Source organism: Pseudomonas sp. GW823-FHT04A03 (assembly GCF_058796615.1).
This window is the reverse complement of record NZ_JBXAIV010000001.1, coordinates 573,663-596,652: the sequence shown is the minus strand read 5'-3', so window position 1 is coordinate 596,652 and position 22,990 is coordinate 573,663. Positions and strand designations below refer to the sequence as shown.

Below are 22,990 nucleotides of genomic sequence, written 5' to 3'. Positions count from 1 at the left end.
GTCTAGCGATTTTTTGAGGTCAGTTTGAAGGGCGCGAGCAAGTGCCCGTAAACATTGGCGAGGAAGGAGTTAAAGCGAATAAAAAGTACACAGTCAGTCAATTTGTCTGACGATTTGAGATTTAAATATTAAATAAGGGTAAGTTCGATTATGTCGAAAGCGTCGCAGTTTCTGACAGAAGTGCAATCACCAAGCCACCATTCCGGTGGCCGGAGTATTTGGCTGATACGACAGGACAATCGCTGTTACGCTCATCCTGTCGTCGATCATGAGAAATTCTGCACTGGTGAAACGTAGTCGAACAACGAAGAACGCAAGCTAAAGTCGCAGGCCCTCCACGTTGAACACTTAGTCAGTCACGGCTACTTGATCGCGCCGCCATTCAGGCTCATTGCGCATGACATCACTATCAATCCATATTATTAATTTTTCGTACAGCTCCCGAATACGCTGGATATTGATACCTTGAGTTTTAGCGTGATCCCGTACCCAAACGCAAAGCTCATCAAAACCTTCGAGCGTAACGTGTTCGCCAAAGTAAAATGGCATTACTATCACATCATTTCGATAACGGGAGGGCGAAATGTTGTGAAACATCGACATATCCACTTCATCCGATATGACGAGCTCTTCATACCCATGAAAAACTGGCGAGATAACTCTCGAAGATACCCTTGTACCAGCGAGTTTGTTTGCCAGGCGAGCGGGTGTCAATGCATCGCATTTCATTGTCTCAAATCGGTACACAACTTGATTGCCACCAAGATAATCTTCTTGCAAGTACCTTCCCGACTTAATCCATTCTTCAATCAAGAGCCTCATTTCAGCAGAATATGCATGCCCCGAAAGAATCATTATGGAGTCACTATCAATCGGTATATCCGCGAGCTCGTCGGGATCACCTTTAAATCTATACATTGCATCCTTGAATTGGATGGCGTATCGATCCAGTTTAAATATATCCTCCATCGAAAGCATATTTTCAGAAACTTTTATTTTTTTCCAATAATCGCTGATAGAGTGATGGCACGGTATTTGGTTAGTGTACGCATAAGCAGAGACCCCCATTTTGTCAGCCTCAGTGACAGGCTCAAAAACTTTGACATAATTACCGACGGCATCCCTTAAGCTTTTATTTACGGCCCGTCTCGCCTCTGCCCGTATGCCTTCTCGATTGATAGTCAACATGCTTTGAGCATCACCACCAAGGAAGTTCGCATTAACACTAACGAAGCTAAACCTGATATTTGCCTTCTTTAATTGTTGCCCTCGAAATCTTATTGTTGAGGCTCGCTCACGTCGTGAAAATTTCAAATCCAGTTCGATGTGATTCTCTTTGTCGTAACTGGTCCTCCTGCTGGCTGGCGAAGTCTTGGCAAGAAGTACATCATCAATCGAAACACTAACCGGCACGAGAGATCCTTCCACACTTGAAAAGGCTTGCTGCGCAAGGAAGTGAGCGTCAAATGGGAAGTCGCGGTGTCTGACCGGATCGAACTCACCAAGCGAAAACTCCTGGAGAGAATCCTTTCGATAACCATAAACTCGAGTAATCGCATCCATCACCAACTTAAGGCTAAGTGTGGTTCCATTTCCCTGTCCGGAACTATTTGGATTGAGCTTGATTTGCGAAAGTCCCAATTCGTCTCCCAGGGGGGAAGTCATTCGAATATCAAGTGACTCGGATGTCAGCGCACTTTTCGTGACAAATCGAATTTCGGGGGAAATCAGAAATGCACTTTGCAAGCCGATACCAAATGCTCCCGAAGGCCTCATCCATTCAGGCATATCGGAAATGATTTCTCGCTTCAAGCTGTTCTGATAAGAGCCGCCGACTTTCAGAATGTAATTTAAGTCATTGCGCGAGATACCTATTCCACTATCTTTAATTGTCAACTCCCAGCACGCCTCCTCAGTCAGGGTAGTGGCTGAGGTTCTGTTGAGTGAAAATTGCACCGGGTACTGCTCAAGTACTTTTCGAACCGTTTCCGACTCAGGGGAATCCCACTCGGATCTATTATCATCGCCGCCATGACGGTGCCAGACATATATCAGGGTTGCGTCAATTGCATTTTGCAAAAGCTCGCGAACGCTATCAAACTTGTTTGAATAAAGTCCTGCCCCTTGCAAAAGCTCCAGCGCTTTCAGCGGATCAACGCCAAATTGCGGTCGTTGACCTTGTGCAAGAACAATATTGGGGCCATTCAAATCGACTTTGAGTTCACCAAGTGTTGGTAGAAGTCCAAACTCTCGTTCTGGAACAATATCATTCCAGCGTGACATCTGTTGCTGAACTTCTTGTTCCAGCCAGCGAAACCATTGATCTGTTTCAACATAACCATCTGTCGAATCACAAACTGCAGAAACCTCAATTCGATCACGATCCAGTCTAAAGTGCCGGATTGACGCATGTTTGTGAACGTGTGCCTGACTCGAGGGCGGAAGAGCACCGGCAACACGTTGCATCACGGGACAGAATCGATTGTCATCCAGATCCAGCAAGTCTCCAAGACGCAATAAGCAGGCTACGAATCTTGGGTGACAATCTTCATTGCCCATTCCCGCTTCACAAAAACTGAGTTGCTCCATTACATCTTTGAAACCGGCCCCATGTAACTTGCACACGCTGCCAAGAATGCGGAATAGCCTCTTCGGCAAAAGTTCGTTGCGAGGAGAGCTTATGCCCGCCTCGCGCCAAGGATCGTCAACGATCTGCTCGGAGCGCTGAGCATGCCGCTGCCTGTACCAGCCGGCAAGGAGTTGGCGGAATTTTTCTACTGCGTCCTGAGGGTGTTCCGCACCTGAAAAGCAGTTGTTGCGAGAGCTCGAAACGTAACCACAGGCAAACGTTTTGAGCTCATGGCCGTTACTTTCGGAAATTCGTCGAACGTAGGCTTTGAACTCTTTGCTTTCAACATCTCTTGTTATCTCGTCCGAACTGACCAGCATGCCGATATCGTGCCAATAAGCACTTTCCAGTATCAGCCATGTGTCAGTTGCCGTCAGCTTTTCAATGGAGTCGCCGAGCAGGCGTTCGATATTGACTAGGATTTGCCGAGAGTGCGAAGCATCATGTCGGCTGTAATGTGGAAAGATCATGCCCACGTTTTGGAGCGCTTTGGGAATCAGCTCTTGATCGAAGGTCCACTGAGCTTTTAACAATTCGATGTGGCTATGCGTTTTGGCTTTTTCTTCCAAGTGCTTGATTAAACGGGCGGCCATCTGCGGGCATGTCCTTATGTCGTTGATTTCAGTGGGATCCAAAAATTGCAGCGAGGATACCCAACACGAGTCACGACCAACAAGAAAAAGATGGCACTCTGCCTGCTTCTAGCGCGTCGTGCCGGTCCTCGCACTGCCCAAAAATAGATAGCCGACAAAAAAGTCGGCTATTCAGGAATCAATCGCGAAGAATCAGCTGCCGGTACGAATCTTGTTCCACACCCGCGTGCGGATCCGGTCGATGTTCAACGGCATCGCTTCCAGTGCGAACAGCTTGCCCATCATTTCCGGGCTCGGATAAACCTTGGTGTCGTTCTTGATCGCCGGATCGATCAGGCGATCGGCCTGTTCGTTGCCATTGGCGTAGTGCACGTAGTTGCTGATGCCGGCCATCACGTCGGGCTGCAGCAGATAGTTCATGAACGCGTAGCCGGCCTTCTCGTCCGGCGCATCAGCGGGCATGGCGACCATGTCGAACCAGATCGCGGCGCCTTCCTTGGGAATCTCGTAGCCGATTTCGATGCCGTTTTTCGCTTCCTTGGCGCGGTTTTCCGCTTGCAGGATGTCGCCGGAGAAACCGACAGCCACGCAAATATCACCATTGGCCAAGTCGCTGGTGTACTTCGAGGAATGGAAATAGCTGACGTACGGCCGCACTTTCATCAGCAGCGCTTCAGCTTTCTTGTAGTCCTCGGGGTTCTTGCTGTGATGCGGTAAACCCAGGTAGTTGAGCGCCGCCGGCAGCAATTCGGGACCGTTGTCGAGGATCGCCACGCCGCACTTCTGCAGTTTTTCCATGTATTCGGGTTTGAAGATCAGGTCCCAGGAGTCCACCGGCGCGTTGTCACCCAGTACGGCCTTGACCTTCGCGACGTTGTAGCCGATGCCGGTGCTGCCCCACAGGTACGGAAAGCCGTGTTCGTTGCCCGGATCGTTGGTCTGCAAGGCCTTGAGCAAGACCGGGTTGAGGTTCTTCCAGTTCGGCAACTGGCTCTTGTCGAGCTTCTTCAGGGCCCCGCCCTCGATCTGCCGCGCCATGAAGTGGTTGGACGGAAACACCACGTCGTAACCGGATTTACCGGTCATCAGCTTGCCGTCGAGGGTTTCGTTGCTGTCGTAGACGTCATAGGTGACGCCGATGCCGCTGGCCTTTTCGAAGTTCTTGGCGGTGTCCGGCGCGATGTAGTCGGACCAGTTGTAAACCTTGACCGTATCCGCAGCCTGAGCGAGGGAAGCGGCGAGCATCAAGGGTGCGAGCGCGAGGGTCTTTCGGATCATGGATCGATTCCTGTATTGGCTATTGTTGTTGGCAGGCAATCAAAAGGATCAAAACGTCAAAAAATCAGGACATAGGTCTTGCGCACGGTTTCTTCGATGTCCCAGATCCCGAGCGTGTTGGCCGGCAACATCAGTGCGTCGCCACCTTGTATGTGCAGGGTTTCGCCGCCGTCGTCCGGGGTGAACGTGCAGCGACCGGAAATGAAATGGCAGAACTCTTGAGCGGTGATCTGCCGGCGCCAGCGACCGGGAGTGCATTCCCAGACGCCGGTTTCGACGCCGTCGTCGCGCTCGACGCTGGTGGTCGAGGCAATCGCCACCGGCGTGCCGAGCGGCACGGCCACCGGGTTGGACTCATCCAGTTGCAACGTGGCGGTGTTTTTGAATTGGGTGATGCTCATGGCGTTACCTGTCTCGTAGTAAACAACGTTTAGTGCATGAAACCTTCCATGAACCCGGCCACCTGGCTGGCAAGCTTGCGCCGCCAGGGCGCGGTCGCCGGGTTGGCCAGGGTCTGGTCTTCGTGGACGAAGCTTTTGATGATCGCGTTGTAGCCGAGCCAGCGGCATGGCTCCGGCTCCCAGGCCCGCAGTGCGTGGATCCCGCCGTCGGGCAGCACCCACGGCTGATGCGTCAGCTCGGTGTCGCGCTCGAGAATCAGATCCGCAAGCGTCCGCCCGCCCAGGTTGGAAGCGCCGACACCCTCCCCGCCATAGCCGCCGGACAGCGCGATGCCGTTGGCCCGGTCACAGAGCATGTGCGGCTTGAAATGCCGGGACATGCCGAGGTTGCCGCCCCAGGCGTGGGTGATCTGGACGTTTTTCAGTTGCGGGAACAGTTCGCCGAACAGGTAGCGGCGCAGCTCGACTTCATCACGGGTCAGGTCGAAGTTGTGGCGCAACTTGCCGGCGAACTGATAACCGCCACGGGCGCCGAAGATCAGCCGGTTGTCGGCGCTGCGCTGGCCGTAGGTGACCTGACGGCTGAATTCGCTGAAAGCTTGGCCTCGACTGAGGCCGATTGCGTCCCAGGTCGCGGCAGGCAACGGCTCGGTGGCGACGATCAAGCTCTGCACCGGTAATTGATAACGGCCCAGCGGTGGCAGCGTGACGGAATAGCCTTCGATGGCCGGGACGATCCAGCGGCTGCGCACGCTGGCCTTGTCGGTACGCAGGCTGCCGGCCTGCCAATGGGTCACCGGGCTGTTTTCGTAGATCTTCACCCCCATGCTTTCAACGGTTCGCGCCAGGCCGCGCACCAGTTTCGCCGGGTGAATGGTCGCTACATGCGGGGCGAAGATGCCGCCGTAAGGTTTGGCGATGCGAATCTGCTGCGCCAGTTGTTCGGGGCTGAGCCAGCGGTAATCGTCGTCGGTCAGGCCCTGAGCGTGGAGTTTCTTCAGGTAGTCGCGAAGACTGGCTTCCTGCTCGGGATAGCGCGCGGCGCAGTACAGCACCCCGCCTTTGCGGTAATCGCAGTCGATGCCTTCGCGTTCGAGGACCACTTCTACTTCATCAGGAATGCTGTGCAACAGGTCGAACGAAGCGCGGCGTTGTTGTGGCGAGAGGCCCGCCAGCAGGCGATCCTCGCCCAGCAGATTACCCATCAACCAGCCGCCGTTGCGACCCGACGCGCCGAATCCGGCGGTTTGCGCTTCGATGATGGCGATGTTCAGGTTGGGCGCCTGTTGTTTCAGGTAGTACGCAGTCCACAGCCCCGTGTAACCGGCGCCGATGATCGCCACGTCGACGTCCAGGTCCTGCGCAAGCGAAGGGCGCGCGGTCAGCGGCTCGTCGAGTTGATCCATCCACAAACTGATAGTGCGCCACGCCGGCATGCAAGACTCCGCCAATCCAGGTTTCGATGGCGTCGATCCTAGAGGCAGAACTCAGGGATTGTCTTGCGCGCGTGTCCGCAAAGAAATTTGCTTCGCGTAGGCCTTGGGCGACTGCCCGGTGTGCTGGCGAAAGCAGCTATAGAAAGCCGACAGCGAATTGAAGCCGGCGGCGAAAGCCAGTTCGTCGATGCGCAGCGGCGGCGTGGCGTTGTCCAGCGACTGCAATAGATGCTGCAGACGCGCCTGATTGACGTAGCGATAGAAGCTTTGCCCCAGCACCTGATTCAGCAGGTAGGAAATTTGGTTACGGCTGTACCCGCACTCCTTCGCCACCCGTTGCAAGTCGAGCTCAGGATCGAGATAAGGCTGCTGACGCTGGAAATACTGCTGCAAGTCATCGGCCATGAAACTCAACTGGCGCGGCGACAGACCCAAGCGACTCACCGCTGGACGCTGGCGGGTTGCCGTCGGGCTGTCGGCCTGCTCGCGCACCAGCGACGCATATTCGTTGACCCGCCAGATCTGCCCGTCCTTGACCGTGATCGCTTCGCTGGAACGAAACGACACCAGCCCGTTGCCGCCGCGCAATGTCACTTCGTATTGAATGAAGGCGGTGTTGCCGTCGATGCGGATGCGGTCGCAATGCTCCAGCGCTTCGTCGGATTCGCGCGGCATACTGACCCGGACGTACTCACGCAATTCGTCGAGGCCGAGCACGCGGTTCTGGAAGAAATCGTTGTACTGGATGTCCGGGTGGTACAGCGCCATCACGCCATCCAGGTCCCGGTGTTTCCAGCACAGGTGATAGCGCATGACCGTTTCGGCCGTGGCCCGCGTCTGTTCCGGGCCGTCATCATCGGCGTGCATAAGGGACTCTTGGAAAAAGAACCGAGCTTGCCCAACTTCTGGCGCTGCATCAACAACCCGACCGTGATGGCACTTTGGCGACGATTGGCGTGGAGCGTGACTTACATCAAAAAAATCCGCGCAATCGCTAAATGAACTGAAAATTCTCACAGGAATTTCACATCCAGATGCTACTTTTAAAGGCAATCACCGGTTGGGCCAATGAAGGCTCTTCCCACCTACCATGAGCAAACGGAAGCGCTCGATGAAGAAGGCGGGCAACACATGAATAAAGGGTCAAGCAAGGTCACGTTCCCCAATGCCTGCCAGCTGATGCGCTGGCATTTTCATCCCATGGGTTTCGAGGCGACCATGGATGCGCCGGGCAGTCTGGTCGCGCGCCTGTTCGATCGGGCCAGCGGCGAAACCCTGATCGCGATCGCCGGCATTCCCTGTGCCACGGTGATGAATGCGGCGGATGTGGAGCGAATAATCGAAGCCGTGGAGGACGAACTGGAAGCTTTCATTCCTCCGGAATCTCTCAAGAGTTACGCGTAACTAGCTGATTTAAAATAAAAAGCCCGCTTTGTGCGGGCTTTTTATGGGCGTTGGATTCAGGCTGTTTTCTTTTGCGGACGATGATCGACGAAGAACGGTTTACCTTTGGCAATCCGGTCCGAGGCCCGGGGCATGTTGACCGCCTGAGTGTCTTGCGGCTCGACATACCAGTAGCAATGGCTGACTGCGCGAGTGATTCCGACATAGGCCAGGCGCAGGATTTCGTCTTTTTGCGCGCTGTCATACGGCTCGCTGTCGCCGGCCTTGCCCAGTCCGGCCATGCGATACACCTGATTCTTGTACGGCGAACTGGTCAGGTGCTGGCAATCGCCCAGCAGAAAAACCGCGTCGGCCTGCAGACCTTTGGCGCTGTGATAGGTCAGTTGTTTCAGGCGCCGGGACTCGTACGGCAAGCTCGAATCCACATTAACTACAGACTGAATATGCTGTTCTATCAACAACTTATCGCTGCTCTTTCGATAGAGCATCAGGATTGAGTCGCCCTTTCGATAGTGTTCTGCCAGGCGCTCGCCGAGTGCCTGATCGTCGCGCTCCAGCACGTTGACTGGCTGCAACGGCCTCTCCTCGCCGCTGGCCTTGGCCTTCTTGCCCGGGATCGCCGGCGCTGCCCGGACGATGTGTTCTGCCGCGTCGATGATGTGCTGATGGCTGCGGTAGTTGTCGCTGAGCATCACCCGCGTCGTGCTCGGAGACGGGAATTCCTTGTTGAATTCCATGAAGTAGCTCGGCGAACTGCCGCGCCAACCATAGATCGATTGCCAGTCATCGCCTACGCATAGCAGCGATGATCGCTGCGCGCCTCGTCCGACGTGCATGGCCGGGTCTCGACTGCGGATTTCCGAGAGGCTGGCGCGAATCCACGAGACGATCTGCGGCGACACATCCTGAAACTCATCGATCATCAGGTGCGACATCGGCCGCAGCAACTCATCGCTGAGCAGCTTGAAGTTTTCCAGCGAATGCTCGCTGAACAGCGCGAACATGCGGTTATAGGTCATGACCGGCGGCTTCTGATCCAGCAAATGGTCTTCCAGCGCGCGCCAGAACAGGCTCAAGGCTTCGAAGAAAAACCGGTCCGGATCGTCCTTGGCGAAACTCATGCGGCCAACGGCGTCCGGCACATCCAGGCCCAGGTTCTCGATGAAGCCTGCGGCGGCGACAAAGCAGTCGAGCAAAGGCGCGGACGCCAGCTCACCCTTGACCTTGTAATCGAAGCCGGGGCCGGCGCTGACATCGCCTGCCAGCGTGGCCAATAGACGCTTTGAAGATTCGTAACTATCAAGCCAAATCAATGGTTTACGGCAGAAAGCTTGAAACAGTGTGCGCTTGACTGCCCACTCTGCACGAACTGTCAGCTTGGCGTTGGGACGGCAGACCTGCGGGTTTTCCCGAGGATCGAAACCCAATACCACCCAGGCGTCCAGGCTCGGAATGTAGCCGTGGCAATGGAACGACGCACCGTTGATTTCGAATGTCTGGCGGCTCGGTTCGATGCCCTTGATCGGCCAGACGCCGGCGCGGAGCCACATGTCCTCGATCATGTCGCACAGCTCTTCATCGCGGCGAGCCGCCAACTCCGTTACAGCGACGCGCTTTTGCACATCCGGGTGATCGCGTTCCAGCTCCTTGAGCTGCAAGGCGTGGCGGGACAGCGGCTGGATCAGTTGCGCAAAGCGCGGGTCTTCTTTGTAGAGGCGGTGGTAACAAGCATTGAGCTGCTGGCGTTGCGCGTCGTTGATGCGCAGATCGAACGGATTGCTGTCGACGTCTTCATCTGCACCCTGCGCGCGGTGGCTGAGATTTTCGAATGCCTGCAAGCGCTCGAACCCCGGCAGACTGCGAACCATCGGCAAAATCCGCGAGTGAAAGGTGCGCACCAGATCCCGCGCGTCTTTCTGATTCAGTGCCCGGCCCCACAACGCGAACAGTTCGATCAGCTTGTTGATGAAGTCCTTGCGCGACTCGCGGGTGAATGTCACCACGGTCATCGAATCGAGCTCGAAGCCCAGATAGTGAGTCAGCAACAGGATCCGCAGCACCAGCGTGGTCGACTTGCCGGCTCCGGCGCCGGCAATCACCGAGGTTGACGGGGTATCGCTGAAAATCATCTTCCATTGCGCCACGCTTGGCTGGGCGTGCGCAGGCAACAGGCGCGCGACATCGGCTTTCATGCGCTTCTTCAATTCTGCGCTGAGCGGCAGGCGCCAGTCGTCGAACAGATGATTGTCGATACCCGGCGGGCGATGCTCGGTATTGCGGCTGTCGCGGATCAACAAGACCTGACGGCCCTCTTCCAGCCCGTCAGCTTTGCCTTCCTTGTACCCGTAATCCACGCCGGCGGTATGTCCGCTGCGAAAGCCGTCGGCCTGGCCGTGCAACCACGAAGCCCAGTGCTGGGCGCGCAGCTGCGTCAGACCGTGGCCAAGGAAACGCGCCGCCAGGCGTTTGAACCAAGGCATCTCGGCCAGGGGACGAAGTTCGGGAGGAAGATCGGGGGTGTGTTGCGCCACGCTGACGGACTCCGGATGTGAGGCTGTTGAAGGCTATGGTGGCTGCATTTGCTTTTTTGTTCTAGCGAAATGCTTACAGGTCATTGGTTTAGGCGATGAACTGAAGGTGGGATGAGACGATTTCGAGCCTTTTTCATATCAATCGATTCGATGGGAATGCCGCACTTTTTACGCTTTTTCTCGATGATTGACTGATAGATGATGCCTGCCATCAATCACCGGTCTCGCTTCGTGGCTCAGGCATCGCGCCCCATGACGAACCTTTTGAGGAGACGATCATGCTTGAACTCAGACCTTTCAGCTCACTGGGCGGCGCCCATCACGGCTGGTTGGATGCCCATCACCATTTTTCGTTCGCCGAGTACTACGATCCGCAACGCATGAGCTGGGGCAACCTGCGCGTGTGGAACGACGACATCATTGCCGCCGGCACGGGTTTCCCTACTCACCCGCACCGGGACATGGAAATCATCACTTACGTGCGTGAAGGCGCGATCAGCCACCAGGACAACCTGGGCAACAAGGGCCGCACCGAGGCTGGGGACGTGCAAGTGATGAGCGCCGGCACCGGGATCGCCCACAGCGAATACAACCTGGAAGCCACGGACACCAAGATCTTCCAGATCTGGATTCTGCCGACCGAAACCGGCGCACCACCGTCCTGGGGCGCCAAACCGTTCCCGAAAGGCGATCGGGAAGGTTTCGTGACCCTTGCCAGCGGCAAGGACGGTGACGATCAAAGCCTGCGCATCCGCGCCGACGCACGTTTGGTGGCGGCCAATATCAAGGCCGGGGAAACGGCTGAATACCGTCTCGATGCCGGACGTCGTGCCTATCTGGTTCCGGCTACGGGTGTCATTGAAGTCAACGGCTTGCGCGCACAAGCTCGAGACGGTGTGGCGGTGGCTGATGAACAGGTGTTGACCGTCACGGCGCTGGAAGACAGCGAGATCGTGTTGGTGGATCTGGCCTGATCGGCGAATCGCGGGCACAAAAAAGGGCGACCTCAGGGTCGCCCTTTTCCGTTGTCTGGATTTATTTGGTGCTGATCGCACCGTCTACCAGGGTTTGCGCTTCTGCCACCAGTTGCTTGAGGTGGTCGTCGCCGATGAAGCTTTCGGCGTAGATCTTGTAGATGTCTTCAGTGCCCGACGGACGCGCAGCGAACCAGCCGTTTTCGGTCATCACTTTCAGACCGCCGATGGCTTGATCGTTGCCTGGAGCCTTGCTGAGAATGCTCTGGATCTTCTCGCCCGCCAGTTCGGTCGAGGTGACCTGCTCCGGCGACAGTTTGCTCAGCAGCGCTTTCTGTTCCGGATTGGCCTTGGCGTCGACACGCACCGAGAACGGTTCGCCCAGTTCGTCGGTCAGCGCACGATAGGCTTGGCTTGGGTCGCGACCGGTACGGGCGGTCATTTCAGCAGCCAACAGAGCTGGAATCAGACCGTCCTTGTCAGTGCTCCAGACACCGCCATCCTTGCGCAGGAAAGAGGCGCCGGCGCTTTCTTCGCCGCCAAAACCCAGCGAACCGTCGAACAGGCCGTCGGCAAACCACTTGAAACCGACCGGCACTTCGTACAGGCGACGGCCCAGACGCTTGGCCACGCGATCGATCAGACCGCTGCTGACCACGGTTTTACCCACGGCTGCGTCGGCACGCCATTGCGGACGGTTCTGGAACAGGTAGTCGATCGACACCGCCAGATAATTATTTGGTGCCAGCAGGCCACCGGACGGTGTGACGATGCCGTGGCGGTCGTGATCCGGGTCGCAGGCGAAAGCCACGTCATAGCGCTCTTTCAGACCGATCAGACCTTGCATGGCATGGCTGGACGATGGGTCCATGCGGATCTGCCCGTCCCAGTCGACGGTCATGAAGCGGAACGTCGAATCGACTTCCTTGTTCACCACGTCCAGATCCAGACGATAGTGCTCGGCGATCGCCGACCAGTAACGCACCCCTGCTCCGCCCAGCGGATCGACGCCCAGGCGCAGTTTGGCGCCGCGAATGGCATCGAAGTCGATGACGTTGATCAGGTCGGCCACGTAGGTGTTGACGTAGTCGTGACGGTGCGTAGTCGGGGCTTTAAGCGCCTGCTCGTAACTGATGCGTTTAACGCCTGCCAGTTTGTTGGCCAGCAGTTCGTTGGCCTTGGCTTCGATCCACTTGGTGATGTGGGTGTCGGCCGGGCCACCGTTGGTTGGGTTGTACTTGTAGCCGCCGCTTTGTGGCGGATTGTGCGACGGGGTGATGACGATGCCGTCGGCAAGACCCGTGGTGCGACCACGGTTGTAGCAAAGAATGGCGTGGGAAACTGCCGGTGTCGGGGTGTATTCATCACCTTCGGCGACCATTACGGTCACGCCGTTGGCTGCCAACACTTCAAGGGCGCTGGCTCCGGCCGGGGTCGACAGCGCATGCGTGTCGATGCCGACGAACAATGGACCGGTGATGCCCTGGGCTTCGCGATACAGGCAGATCGCCTGGCTGATAGCCAGAACGTGCCACTCGTTGAAACTCAAATCAAAGGAACTGCCCCGGTGCCCGGAGGTGCCGAACGCCACGCGCTGGGTGGAAACCGAGGCGTCGGGTTGACCGGTGTAATAAGCCGTAACCAGTCGCGGGATGTCGACCAACAGTTCTGCCGGTGCCGGTTTGCCCGCAAAAGGACTGAGTGTCATGCAAAACCTCTGAAATAGAGTGGTTCAGGAAATTACAACGGAGTTTACTGGCTGTTTGTCCGGAGCGCGATGGGGACTATTGCGTACAGGCCGGGTGTTTTCGAGCATCTGCCCGTGGGGCCAGTCGTAACGCATCCCCGAGCAATCCGACAAGTCTTAACAACTCGGGTTCAGCGCTGCCAGTCACGCTCAGACGCATGTGCTGCGCGTGCAGCCCCTGGAGACTGAACAGCTCCCCCGGTGCAATCAACACATGCTGCTTGAGCAGCCTTTGAAACACGGCGTCCATCACGATCGGGCGCGCAGAATGCAGCCAGATCGTTGCGCCGCCCTGGGGTTCGACGACTTGCAGAACGTCGCCCAGACGCTCACGTATCATATCGATCCATTGCGTTCGGCGCTCTCTGAGCAGGCGCTTGAGCACCGGCAAATGCTGATCTACCCGACCGCTCGCATAGAGCCGGGCAATGGCTTTCTGGCGGATCGGTGACAGGCGAAAGGAACGCAACAGAAAGTGGCGCTGCAGATCGGCTCGCCATTGCCGCGACAGGACAAAACCATAGGGTGCTTCGACCCCGATGATTTTTTCAAACATGGAAAACACCAATAGACGGTCCGGATCCACCAGCTCGCGTAGCGGCTCACCTTCAGCGTCGTCCGGCAACTCGCCATGGCAATCATTTTCCAGCACCCAGGTGCCATGCTTCACCAGCAATCGCGCGATGGCCTGACGACTGGCCTGTGGGATACAGCTACCTTGGGGCATGTTCAGTTTCGAGGACAGCAGGATCAGCCGCACCTGTTCGGTTTCGAGCACTCTCTGGAGTTTCTGCAGATCGAATGCCCCGTCCGGCTGTAGCGGCAACTCGATCACCCGGACATCGGCGGACTTGAACAGGCGCAGGATCATCCAGTCACACGGCGACTCGATCACCACGGTTGCGTGCTGCAACCCAAGGACGGCGATCAAAATCTCCAGCACTCCCCGCAAATCGGCACCGATGTAGACATCCTCGGCGTGCCAGCAGTGGGCAGCCGATGATGTATAACGGGCCGCCAGCAGCGTACGCAGCTCCAGCTCACCGCAAGGCTGCGCCGGCGTTTGCAGGTGCCGGGGATATTGGCGCAGCAGCTCTCGTTCAAGCATCAGCAAGGGACGATCGAGGGGCTGGATCGACGCCGGTTCATCGGCGCTCAATACCTGCATGCCGGTGCATCGGGCATTGACGTACACCGTTTCCAGCAAATCTCCGCCACGGCCAGGTGGCATGACCGTCGAGGTCGCTTGCGCGAAATATCCGGACTTGGCCACGGAATAGACCCGACCTTCCTTCTCCAGCAGTGCGTAAGCGTATTGAATGGTCGAGATCGACACGCTCAACCGCTCGGCCAGTTGCCTTAACGATGGCAGTCGAATCGCTCCCTGATTACCCGGTTCGCTGATCAGTTGCGTCAGGTAGCGATAGACCGCCTGATAGGCAAAAACAGATTCTCTCGGCTCACTCATGCGCGTACTTCCGCAGACACGTCCCCGTGGCCGGGCAATAAAATCCCATTCAACCTTCCGCCGAACGGTCGCCCAGAGTGGCCTCGTGCTCGGGCAACTCCTGAGCTTTTGCGACATGTTCATCCATCCGGATAGCCCCCATTGCATACAAGCGGCAGATCATTCGCTGGGGCAAGCCGCTGACATCGGTCATCCATTGCAGGACCTGTTCCGGCGCGTGCAGGCCCTGCATGGCGCGGTGCAGGTCCGGCATGGCGACCAGCATGCCCGGATGGCAGGTGCGCAGGAATCGCTCGAGGCCGGCGCCGGCATTGATGAATGGCGCGTATAACAGGCAAACCAGTTGCGGTTCATTGAGGCCGAAATTCCTTTGCAGGGTTGCAGCTGCCTGTGACCGCTGCTCGGCGAGATCGGAGAGATTGCCGAACGCAGCGGCGACACGTTCGCAAATCTGCTCGGGCGTGTTTCTGCTACGCATCGAAGCCAGGCATTTCTGCAGATACTCCGATACTCCGGCCTCATAGGTGCGGCCCTCGGTATAACTGACTTGCAGCCCCTTGAGGTAGGCGCCAACCATGGGGTCTGCGCACTCGCCGGTACGCGCTTCAAGCATCAGATCGTCGGCCTGAAACCCGAGAAAATCGCTGAGCAAGGGCCAGCGCTCCTCCATTTTCCCGACCACCATATCGTCGATGCCAATATAGCTGGTGCGACGGCAGGCCTCGAACTCACCCAGCGGCCGCCACGGTACCCGATCATCCTGGGAATAGAGCTCGCGATAGCAGTCGTTGCCAAGGCTGTCGAGCAATCCGAACAGTTCTTCGAACCCGCCGCCCTTTCGCGACAATTCGCCAATGCCGACCTTGCGCACCGCCCGGTCAAGGCCATCGAGAAACTGCTCCTGACGGCGCGCATTGTCGCTACTGATGAAGGCGTCGACGCCGTTGCTCCAGCGGGCGACCTGACCGTAGAACTCGGCGGTGGTCAGATACAGGTCATCCCACAGCGTCAGATCTTCATCCCACCCACGGCGATGCCCGACCATCAGCAGATTCAGCCTGCCGGATTCGCGTCCCTCGTCGCAGACAGGCGCCAAGTGATTGAAAGGCAGGATCTCGCGATGATCCACCATCAAGAGCTCGACCCTCGGATCGTCATGCAGAAACAGCGCACTGAAGCTTCGGTGCATGTTGTGCAATGCCGAATTCGGAACACCGTTGCAACGCAAGGTAGCGACCCGCAGCTGAAACGTGGCCGGTGCACGTCCGGCAATGCTCAACTGGGCTGCGCGCAGCAGTGCCAGGCTGTAACAGCAGTCGCGTGTACCGGACTGAATCGCCAATACCTTGAACTCACCGATGCGATCCATGCCCCCGGCAGCGACCGCCAGACGCTGGATCAATAGCTGCAACGCCGTGCGCTCGGCACGTGAAAAAAAACTCAGCAGTCGCTGCAATACTTGCTGATAGACGTAATTCATTGCCTGATCATGGATCGTGCTCATCAGTACTTCACCCGGTATCAAAGGTTTTATATCGCACGGCCACAAATGGCGGACGCACAATCATTCTTCATTAATTAATAGACGCTGAAATGCTAACACTTAAGTTTTTGTAGTTATTTGAAACAGTTGAGCGCGTGGCATTTCAGAATCACGAGCGACACGGCCGGAAGCCCCGTCATTGCTGGGCTCCTTGCAAGGTCGAGTTTTCCTAGGAAACTTCTTACAAGCCCCTGCACGTGATGAGTACAAGAAAAAAAGAAGGGATTACATGGCACCCTACAAACTTTAAACAAAAGTTTGAGATGTGATGATAAACAGCCGATTGATACTGTACTGAACAAATAGAATGCACAGACATAGCTCATTCCTTGAGATGAAAGTAGTCATTCAATTATCAGGGTCTGGAGGGCAATTAGAAGATACAGATCGAGAGCAAAAACCAGTTCAGTTGCTGAACGTCCCCAGGCGTCTGGCCCAAGGGTTCTCGATGTCTGAAGGATGAAACGCACAAGAGTCCGTGGGGCCACGGACTCTGAATGGGAAGGTCAGGCAGTTTCGATTTGCAGGGCAACCCGCTCGCGGCATGGGCACTCGTCCATGTAGCGGTGTGCTTCGACAAACTCGTTGAACGGAAACACCCGCGTCTTGAGCGGCAGCAGCACACGGTCGGCAGTGAGCTGGTTGATATCACGCAAGGCACGCTGCAAGGCGACGTGATCCTGAACGATGCCGAGCTCCGGCTTGCCGGTGAAGTTGCCGATGCAATGCACGAAGAACTGAATGTTCTTCTGGAACGCTGCGCAGGCCGGGAATGGCGTCTGGTTGCCGCCCTGCAGGCCGTACAGCACCAGGCTGCCACGCGGTGCCAGTACATCGCCGAGCAGCGACATCTGTGGCCCGCCGAGACCGTCGAACACCACGTCGACGCCGCGGTTGTCGGTGATCTTGTTGATGCGCATCAACAGGTCTTCTTCTTCGGTGACGATCACTTTCTCGGCACCGAGAGACAGCAGATACTCACGCTCCTCTGCCGTTTTGGTGGCAGCAATCACCCGCACGCCCAGCGCCTTGCCCAGCTGGACAAAAGACGGCCCGGCACAGTGACTGGCATCGGTAACAAGAGCGAACTGCCCGGGTTTGACCCGTGCCAGATCAACGTAACCGAAATAGGCGATCAACAGCGGCGTGTAATGCACGCTGGCTTCAATCGGGCTGAGCACGTCCGGATAACGGGTCAGCGCAGTGCGCGGCAGAACGATCAGTTCGCCGTAGACCGGGTAATCATTGGGGCTTTCGGCCGGGAAGCTGGCCACCTTGTCGCCCACGGCCAGATCCTCGACGCCGTCGCCGATCGCCGTGACTACGCCGGCCATTTCATGACCAAGGCCGGAAGGCAGACGCGCCTGGGACGACGCCAGATTCTGGCGCCAGAGCGTGTCATACCAGCTGATGCCGATCGCCTCGACACGCACCTGCACTTCGCCAGGACCTGGCTGAGCAGCCGCATGCTCTTCGCATTTGAGCACCTCGGCTGGACCAAACTTGTGAAAACGGATCGTGCGGGACATCGCAAACCTCGTCAAAGTAACCTCTAATGCCATGAACTCTATCTGGGCTTTCCAGCCAAGACTATCAGTGGCTATTAATAGTCGACATGCCTGTCATTGATTCCGCAGCATGGTCAGCATTGAGAAAATCCATGAAAAAACTGCTGCCGCCTTCTCAGTAAAGCTGAATTACCCGGTGCAGACTACCAGCCTTTCCCCGTAAGATTCATGCCGGCCATTGTTCTCATATGGTCGCTCTCGTCAAGCTTGATGACTCTGCCAGGACTCCAGATGAATCGTAATGACCTGCGTCGTGTCGACCTCAACCTGTTGATCGTGTTCGAAACGCTGATGCATGAGCGCAGCGTGACCCGTGCGGCGGAGAAGCTGTTTCTCGGCCAGCCAGCGATCAGCGCGGCGCTTTCACGCCTGCGCGGCCTGTTCGACGACCCCTTGTTTGTGCGCACCGGGCGCAGCATGGAGCCTTCCGCCCGCGCGGTGGAAATCTTCGCCCTGCTCTCCCCGGCCCTGGACTCGATTTCGACGGCCGTCAGCCGCGCGGCGGAATTCGACCCCGCCACCAGCACCTCGGTATTCCGCATCGGTCTGTCGGACGACGTCGAATTCGCGCTGCTGCCGATGCTGCTCAAACGCCTGCGCGCCGAAGCACCCGGCATCGTGCTGGTGGTGCGTCGCGTCAACTACATCCTGATGCCCGGCCTGCTCGCTTCCGGCGAAATCTCCATCGGCGTCAGCTACACCACCGACCTGCCGGCCAACGCCAAACGCAAGGTCCTGCGCCGCAGCGCACCTAAACTGCTGCGCGCCGATACTGTGCCGGGGCCGTTGAGCCTGGACGATTACTGCGCCCGACCGCATGCTCTGGTGTCGTTTGCCGGTGACCTTAGTGGTTTCGTCGATGAAGAGCTGGAAAAACTCGAGCGTAAACGGCATGTGGTACTGGCGGTACCGCAGTTCAACGGATTGGGGACGCTGCTGGCGGGTACCGACATTGTAGCGACCGTCCCTGATTACACGGCGGAGGCACTGACGGCGGCTGGCGGTCTGCGCGCGGAAGATCCACCGTTGCCGACGCGTACTTTTGAACTGCATATGGCTTGGCGTGGGTCGCAGGATAACGATCCGGGGGAAAGGTGGTTGCGGTCGCGGATTCAGATGTTTTTTGGAGATCCGGATAGTCTCGGGTGATTGATGTTGCTCAGCCTTTTAACATTTTTAAAGCTTGAATCTTGTCATTCAGGCACATTCGCGTGGTTCTATTTATTCCGCGCTCGTCCAAGGTATCTGGAGGGTTTTTCTGGGGAATCTTGACCTTGATATCCCTAGGATCATCCCGCCACGTCTGCTGACAGCCACACTGGCCAGATGAGAGTCATAGCAACGCCATGCCACATCGACTGTAGATGACTGGGTAAAGGGGGCTCCAGCATAAAGATGACTGATAAACAGACTGCCGCTATGATCACATACTTATATGCCTAAAGCGGTTTTGGTTTCGAGCAAGAGGGATCGTGATGGCAAGTCTATGGGAGCCAGTGTCGGGGGTGTATTGGAGCTCGCCCCCACTTTTGCCGAACATGGAGTGGCTAGTAAGCCTAGGAAACTCTTCATTTTTTACGACAATTTTCGGTGCGCTTGCCGGAGCATTTGCGGGTGCTTGGGCGGCGCAGCGCATAGCTGAGCGGAGCAAGCTTCGTGAAGAGCTGCAAAAGGAAATTCGTAGTATAAACGTCGGTATTACGCTCGCCCTCACGACTGCAAACCTCGCCTTAGCGCTTAAAAAGCAGCATATCAGAGCACTCAAGGAGTCGTACGACGCAGACTGTGAAAGACACAAAGAGTATGTGCAGAATTTCGCTTCGGGGAAGCTCACAGGACCTTTTGAAATCACGCCGAACCTTTTGAGCTTTCAAGAACTGTCGCCTCCAATAATAACCCTTCAAGAAGTTGTGCTAGGTCGGCTTTCTACAGCAGGGCGTGCACTTGCGGGCGTATCTGCACTTGCAGATGCTTTCGGAAGTTTAAATTTCGTAATTAACAAACGCAACGCACTCATCGAGAGAATGAAAGAGGGGAATCTACCAGAGGGGGCAAGAATAGAGCATTTCTATCTGGGGATCAGTTACGTAGAAGGAAAAACAAGCAACGAATACGGCAGCTTCGTTCAGGCGATGGCCACATACACAGATGACGCGATTTTTTTTAGTCTTATGCTATGCAAAGACTTGCAGAAACATGGTGCGGCAATCGCCCAAAAGCACAAGAAAAAATTTGGCGGTGAAATCCCTCACATTACCCCCATTGACCTTAAGGAGGCTGAGGAGGAAGGCTTACTCCCAAGAGAGGATGAGTATGAAAAGTGGCTTTCTGGATTTCGATCATTGGCAAAAGAAAAAACCTCACTGACGGCATTGGCTGAGCAAGTAGTAAAAATCATGTCCTTCCTAATGCCGGGTAAATAAATTGCCCCCCCGCCACCTGTCTTCGACCGTCTAAGGTGCAGCCATAGGCCCAGGAACATTGCCGCTGAAAGAGGTTGTTGTAATCTGTAGATCGACCTCTCTGTCACAGTTTCGCAACATCGCTGCCAAAGACGGCATAAGGAAGCTGACCAGTCCTGAATTTTGAGTTGTGTTCAAGTTTAGAGATACTCTAAATCTTCAACCGAGCCATTACCTCATGAAGTTCATCTGGAGCATTGAGGAACGCTTGGAAACCCTTGCTCCAAACCGCAGAGTCTCGCTTCTTGGACACCGTCCACCCGGAGCCGAATGAGTCGGCCCCGTAATGAAAACCTATCGTCATGCGAAGTGCGTGGATCATCTCGATTTCCTGGCGACCATACTCAAACTCCAGGTGTTTTCTAAAACTGTCTTTCCAGTAGCCTACGTAAATGATTGGAACATCCTTCTTCAAGCTGCGCGCCTCCTGCAACCAAGTGTTGAGATGAAGATCTCCCAACCCCGAACCAATGACGAAGATTACATCGGTGCGCATCATGTCCATCGCCATTGCAGAGTAAAAATGGGACATCGGGCGTTGCTGTAATCGAGACAACTTATCCAGGCCCGTCAGTATCGAGGTCCGTAAAAAAGAACTACCATCCATGCGCCGACTATCACTGCCGCCAAAACTTAAACACTTCAATGCCTCAGCACGATCATCAAGCCAGAAAAGCTCTCCGATTTCATAACCAGATGAAGGGCGAGCAAAGCCGAGGTGTACAGATCCGTGAAGATGGTAAATAGAATCCTCGTCATGTTTACCCCAAAAATCATCCAGCTCAAACCGCTTAGGCTCACTACTCTGTTTTTTTTCAAAACCTGTATAGAGATCCGGAGCAGCTTGTAGGGGATAGTCGTCGTAGTTGGTAGTGTAAATCCGCGTTACATAACGAGCCCGCAAAGTTTCCAAGAAGCGCTTCAAAGGCTCAATCCTCAGAGGGCTACATGAGCAGGAGGCGGAAACATTAGAATAGATGACCTCGATCATCTTCGCTGCCAAGGCGCGCAAAGCTCGTTCATTGACATCACCATTGATGGTTAATAACGGTTTCAATAGTGGGCGGAATTCGTTCACGGCTCCTTGAGTGGGCTCGAAATGAAATATCAATTCATGGACGCAGTGATAAATCTGCTCGAATTGAACATCATCTGGTGACTGCAAGTATCCTTGCAGTGTTTTCTTGACCCAGGAGAACGCCTTATCACCCCCTGTATGCTTCATCCAACCATCGGCCATTACCTCTCGCTCGATAATCTCTGTCAGCCCTGACGTAGATGCCACGCCATACTCCACTGAGGCTCCCGCCCCAAATAACACAACAGCTCTTCTGCGCATGGTCGCTCCTTGGTTTCCGCAATACAGCATAACGACCAAGCAGTGAATAGCCGAATTTCTTCAAGCTTCTTTTTGGAGAGAGGCAGTCATGGCTAGTAAGTCGTCCTCGTTCCAGTGGTAATCGCTTATTTAGCAGTTCGTTCGCAGTCGCCCCTTATCTCAAAATCCAACCTTTACACGCCACGCAACACACATTTTCCATCACCCCAATTGATAGCCCCCTAACGAAAGCCGCATGCTAGAGGGCTTCCCTCGGGCTTATATCATTCCGAATGATAGTTACCTTCGTGTCATTCGATTCGTTTGCCATCTACCCGCCGAGCATCATCCGCCCATCTTCAATACATTGGCGGATGCATCCATGGAACAATCACTCAAACATTTGCGCTTCCCGTTGGCCATGTTGGCCGTACTGGTGATGAGCGCCTGCGGCAAGACTCCGGAAACCGCCGCCACCATGCCTGCTGCCAAAGTCAGCGTGGCCAAGGTGCTGGAACAACCGGTCAACGAGTGGGACGAATTCACCGGGCGCCTCGAGGCGCCGGAAACCGTTGAAATCCGTCCGCGGGTCTCCGGCCAGATCGACGAAGTCGCCTTCACCGAAGGTGCGCTGGTCAAGAAAGGCGACCTGCTGTTCCAGATCGATCCGCGTCCGTTCCAGGCCGAGGTCCGCCGCCTCGAAGCTCTGGTAGCCCAATCCCGTGCCAATGCCACCCGCAGTGAAAACGAAGCCGGTCGTGGCGAACGCCTGCGTGCCAGCAACGCCATCTCCGCCGAGCTGGCCGACTCGCGCACCAGCGCTGCACAAGAAGCCCGTGCTGCTGTGGGCGCGCTACAAGCGCAACTGGATCTGGCCAAACTGAACCTGAGTTTTACCCGTGTAACAGCGCCAATCAGCGGCCGCGTCAGCCGTGCCGAGATCACCGCCGGTAACCTGGTGACCGCCGACACCACTGCGCTGACCAGCGTGGTTTCCACCGACAAGGTTTACGCCTACTTCGACGCCGACGAGCGTGTGTTCCTCAAATACACCCAACTCGCCCGTCAGGGTCAGCGCGGTGCAACCACTCCGGTGTACATGGGCCTGTCCAATGAAGACGGCAACCCGCACCTGGGCCAGATGAACTTCGTCGACAACCAGGTTAATCCGAAAACCGGCACCATCCGTGGTCGCGCCGTGTTCGACAACAGCGACGGCACCTACACCCCGGGTCTGTATGCACGCCTGAAACTGGTCGGCAGCGGCACCTACAACGCCATGTTGATCAACGATGAAGCGGTCGGTACCGACCTCGGCAAGAAGTTCGTGCTGGTGATGGATGGCGACAACAAGACCGCCTACCGCGCCGTCGAGCTCGGTCCGAAGATCGAAGGCCTGCGTATCGTGCGCAGCGGCCTGAACAAGGACGACACGATTATCGTCAAGGGTCTGCAACGGGTTCGTCCTGGCTCCCCGGTTTCGCCTGAAGTGATCCCGATGGCCAGCGAGCAAACCATTGCCGCTCTCGCTCAACAACGACAAGCGCTGGAAGCCAGCAACCTGCCCAAAGTCGCACCTGCCAAAGGCGCGCCGGGTTCGGTTGTGAAACTGGCTGCTGCGACCCCACGCGGTTAAGG

At 56.1% G+C, this 22,990-nt stretch carries 16 protein-coding genes; 5 read left to right on the top strand and 11 right to left on the bottom strand.

Annotation, left to right across the window (positions count from 1 at the left end):
- Positions 1-348: 348 nt before the first annotated feature.
- From AC1Q9F_RS02545 to AC1Q9F_RS02525, 5 genes are all read right to left on the bottom strand, one after another.
- Positions 349-3,222 (bottom strand): HD domain-containing protein, encoded by a 2,874-nt coding sequence (locus AC1Q9F_RS02545; RefSeq protein ID WP_492619086.1) that lies wholly within the window; start codon positions 3,220-3,222, stop codon positions 349-351.
- Between the two features lie 192 nt (positions 3,223-3,414).
- The gene (locus AC1Q9F_RS02540) at positions 3,415-4,500 is read right to left on the bottom strand and encodes a polyamine ABC transporter substrate-binding protein (RefSeq protein WP_207982678.1); all 1,086 of its coding nucleotides are present in this window, start codon (positions 4,498-4,500) and stop codon (positions 3,415-3,417) included.
- A 56-nt stretch (positions 4,501-4,556) separates the two neighbouring features.
- Positions 4,557-4,901 carry a cupin domain-containing protein gene (locus AC1Q9F_RS02535; protein ID WP_011334089.1) on the bottom strand — a complete coding sequence of 115 codons (345 nt, stop codon included), beginning with the start codon at positions 4,899-4,901 and terminating at the stop codon, positions 4,557-4,559.
- Positions 4,902-4,930: 29 nt separating this feature from the next.
- The gene (locus AC1Q9F_RS02530; protein ID WP_492619087.1) at positions 4,931-6,337 is read right to left on the bottom strand and encodes an NAD(P)/FAD-dependent oxidoreductase; all 1,407 of its coding nucleotides are present in this window, start codon (positions 6,335-6,337) and stop codon (positions 4,931-4,933) included.
- Positions 6,338-6,388: 51 nt separating this feature from the next.
- The gene (locus AC1Q9F_RS02525) at positions 6,389-7,204 is read right to left on the bottom strand and encodes a helix-turn-helix domain-containing protein (protein ID WP_207982676.1); all 816 of its coding nucleotides are present in this window, start codon (positions 7,202-7,204) and stop codon (positions 6,389-6,391) included.
- 264 nt (positions 7,205-7,468) lie between these two features.
- Between AC1Q9F_RS02525 and AC1Q9F_RS02520 the strand changes: the two genes are divergently transcribed.
- Entirely contained in the window at positions 7,469-7,741 is a 273-nt protein-coding gene (locus AC1Q9F_RS02520) for a DUF1652 domain-containing protein (protein ID WP_011334086.1), read from the top strand.
- 56 nt (positions 7,742-7,797) lie between these two features.
- Here AC1Q9F_RS02520 and AC1Q9F_RS02515 read toward each other — a convergent pair whose 3' ends face one another.
- Positions 7,798-10,272, bottom strand: coding sequence for a UvrD-helicase domain-containing protein (locus tag AC1Q9F_RS02515; RefSeq protein WP_492619088.1), 2,475 nt, complete (start codon positions 10,270-10,272; stop codon positions 7,798-7,800).
- 278 nt (positions 10,273-10,550) lie between these two features.
- Between AC1Q9F_RS02515 and AC1Q9F_RS02510 the strand changes: the two genes are divergently transcribed.
- The gene (locus tag AC1Q9F_RS02510; protein WP_085683700.1) at positions 10,551-11,246 is read left to right on the top strand and encodes a pirin family protein; all 696 of its coding nucleotides are present in this window, start codon (positions 10,551-10,553) and stop codon (positions 11,244-11,246) included.
- A gap of 61 nt (positions 11,247-11,307) precedes the next feature.
- On the opposite strand, the gene pgm is transcribed toward AC1Q9F_RS02510, so the two are convergent.
- The 4 genes from pgm to AC1Q9F_RS02490 all read right to left on the bottom strand — a co-directional run bounded on the left by pgm (position 11,308) and on the right by AC1Q9F_RS02490 (position 17,533).
- On the bottom strand, positions 11,308-12,954 hold the full coding sequence (gene pgm / locus AC1Q9F_RS02505; protein ID WP_492619089.1) for a phosphoglucomutase (alpha-D-glucose-1,6-bisphosphate-dependent): 1,647 nt from the start codon (positions 12,952-12,954) through the stop codon (positions 11,308-11,310).
- 76 nt (positions 12,955-13,030) lie between these two features.
- The gene (locus AC1Q9F_RS02500; RefSeq protein WP_492619090.1) at positions 13,031-14,461 is read right to left on the bottom strand and encodes an aminotransferase-like domain-containing protein; all 1,431 of its coding nucleotides are present in this window, start codon (positions 14,459-14,461) and stop codon (positions 13,031-13,033) included.
- A gap of 49 nt (positions 14,462-14,510) precedes the next feature.
- Positions 14,511-15,965: a hypothetical protein gene (locus tag AC1Q9F_RS02495; protein WP_492619091.1), complete on the bottom strand. Its 1,455-nt coding sequence runs from the start codon at positions 15,963-15,965 to the stop codon at positions 14,511-14,513.
- Between the two features lie 545 nt (positions 15,966-16,510).
- A complete protein-coding gene (locus AC1Q9F_RS02490) occupies positions 16,511-17,533 on the bottom strand; it encodes a zinc-dependent alcohol dehydrogenase family protein (RefSeq protein ID WP_007954559.1) in 1,023 nt (340 codons plus the stop codon).
- Between the two features lie 270 nt (positions 17,534-17,803).
- Here AC1Q9F_RS02490 and AC1Q9F_RS02485 point away from each other — a divergent pair, with 270 nt between their 5' ends.
- Both AC1Q9F_RS02485 and AC1Q9F_RS02480 read left to right on the top strand, forming a co-directional pair.
- Complete coding sequence (locus AC1Q9F_RS02485; RefSeq protein WP_492619092.1) at positions 17,804-18,721, top strand: LysR family transcriptional regulator; 918 nt, start codon at positions 17,804-17,806, stop codon at positions 18,719-18,721.
- Positions 18,722-19,047: 326 nt separating this feature from the next.
- Entirely contained in the window at positions 19,048-19,995 is a 948-nt protein-coding gene (locus tag AC1Q9F_RS02480) for a hypothetical protein (protein ID WP_492619093.1), read from the top strand.
- A 190-nt stretch (positions 19,996-20,185) separates the two neighbouring features.
- Here AC1Q9F_RS02480 and AC1Q9F_RS02475 read toward each other — a convergent pair whose 3' ends face one another.
- Positions 20,186-21,373, bottom strand: a complete 1,188-nt coding sequence (locus AC1Q9F_RS02475) for an SIR2 family protein (protein WP_492619094.1) — start codon at positions 21,371-21,373, stop codon at positions 20,186-20,188.
- Between the two features lie 361 nt (positions 21,374-21,734).
- On the opposite strand from AC1Q9F_RS02475, the gene mexE reads away from it, so the two are divergent.
- Complete coding sequence (gene mexE / locus AC1Q9F_RS02470; protein WP_007954549.1) at positions 21,735-22,988, top strand: multidrug efflux RND transporter periplasmic adaptor subunit MexE; 1,254 nt, start codon at positions 21,735-21,737, stop codon at positions 22,986-22,988.
- Positions 22,989-22,990 lie beyond the last annotated feature (2 nt).

Coding starts and splice junctions, on each gene's coding strand:
- AC1Q9F_RS02545 (WP_492619086.1), bottom strand. CDS start 3,222: ATGGCCGCCCGTTTAATCAAGCACTTGGAAGAAAAAGCCAAAACGCAT.
- AC1Q9F_RS02540 (WP_207982678.1), bottom strand. CDS start 4,500: ATGATCCGAAAGACCCTCGCGCTCGCACCCTTGATGCTCGCCGCTTCC.
- AC1Q9F_RS02535 (WP_011334089.1), bottom strand. CDS start 4,901: ATGAGCATCACCCAATTCAAAAACACCGCCACGTTGCAACTGGATGAG.
- AC1Q9F_RS02530 (WP_492619087.1), bottom strand. CDS start 6,337: ATGCCGGCGTGGCGCACTATCAGTTTGTGGATGGATCAACTCGACGAG.
- AC1Q9F_RS02525 (WP_207982676.1), bottom strand. CDS start 7,204: ATGCACGCCGATGATGACGGCCCGGAACAGACGCGGGCCACGGCCGAA.
- AC1Q9F_RS02520 (WP_011334086.1), top strand. CDS start 7,469: ATGAATAAAGGGTCAAGCAAGGTCACGTTCCCCAATGCCTGCCAGCTG.
- AC1Q9F_RS02510 (WP_085683700.1), top strand. CDS start 10,551: ATGCTTGAACTCAGACCTTTCAGCTCACTGGGCGGCGCCCATCACGGC.
- pgm (WP_492619089.1), bottom strand. CDS start 12,954: ATGACACTCAGTCCTTTTGCGGGCAAACCGGCACCGGCAGAACTGTTG.
- AC1Q9F_RS02500 (WP_492619090.1), bottom strand. CDS start 14,461: ATGAGTGAGCCGAGAGAATCTGTTTTTGCCTATCAGGCGGTCTATCGC.
- AC1Q9F_RS02495 (WP_492619091.1), bottom strand. CDS start 15,965: ATGAGCACGATCCATGATCAGGCAATGAATTACGTCTATCAGCAAGTA.
- AC1Q9F_RS02490 (WP_007954559.1), bottom strand. CDS start 17,533: ATGTCCCGCACGATCCGTTTTCACAAGTTTGGTCCAGCCGAGGTGCTC.
- AC1Q9F_RS02485 (WP_492619092.1), top strand. CDS start 17,804: ATGAATCGTAATGACCTGCGTCGTGTCGACCTCAACCTGTTGATCGTG.
- AC1Q9F_RS02480 (WP_492619093.1), top strand. CDS start 19,048: ATGGCAAGTCTATGGGAGCCAGTGTCGGGGGTGTATTGGAGCTCGCCC.
- AC1Q9F_RS02475 (WP_492619094.1), bottom strand. CDS start 21,373: ATGCGCAGAAGAGCTGTTGTGTTATTTGGGGCGGGAGCCTCAGTGGAG.
- mexE (WP_007954549.1), top strand. CDS start 21,735: ATGGAACAATCACTCAAACATTTGCGCTTCCCGTTGGCCATGTTGGCC.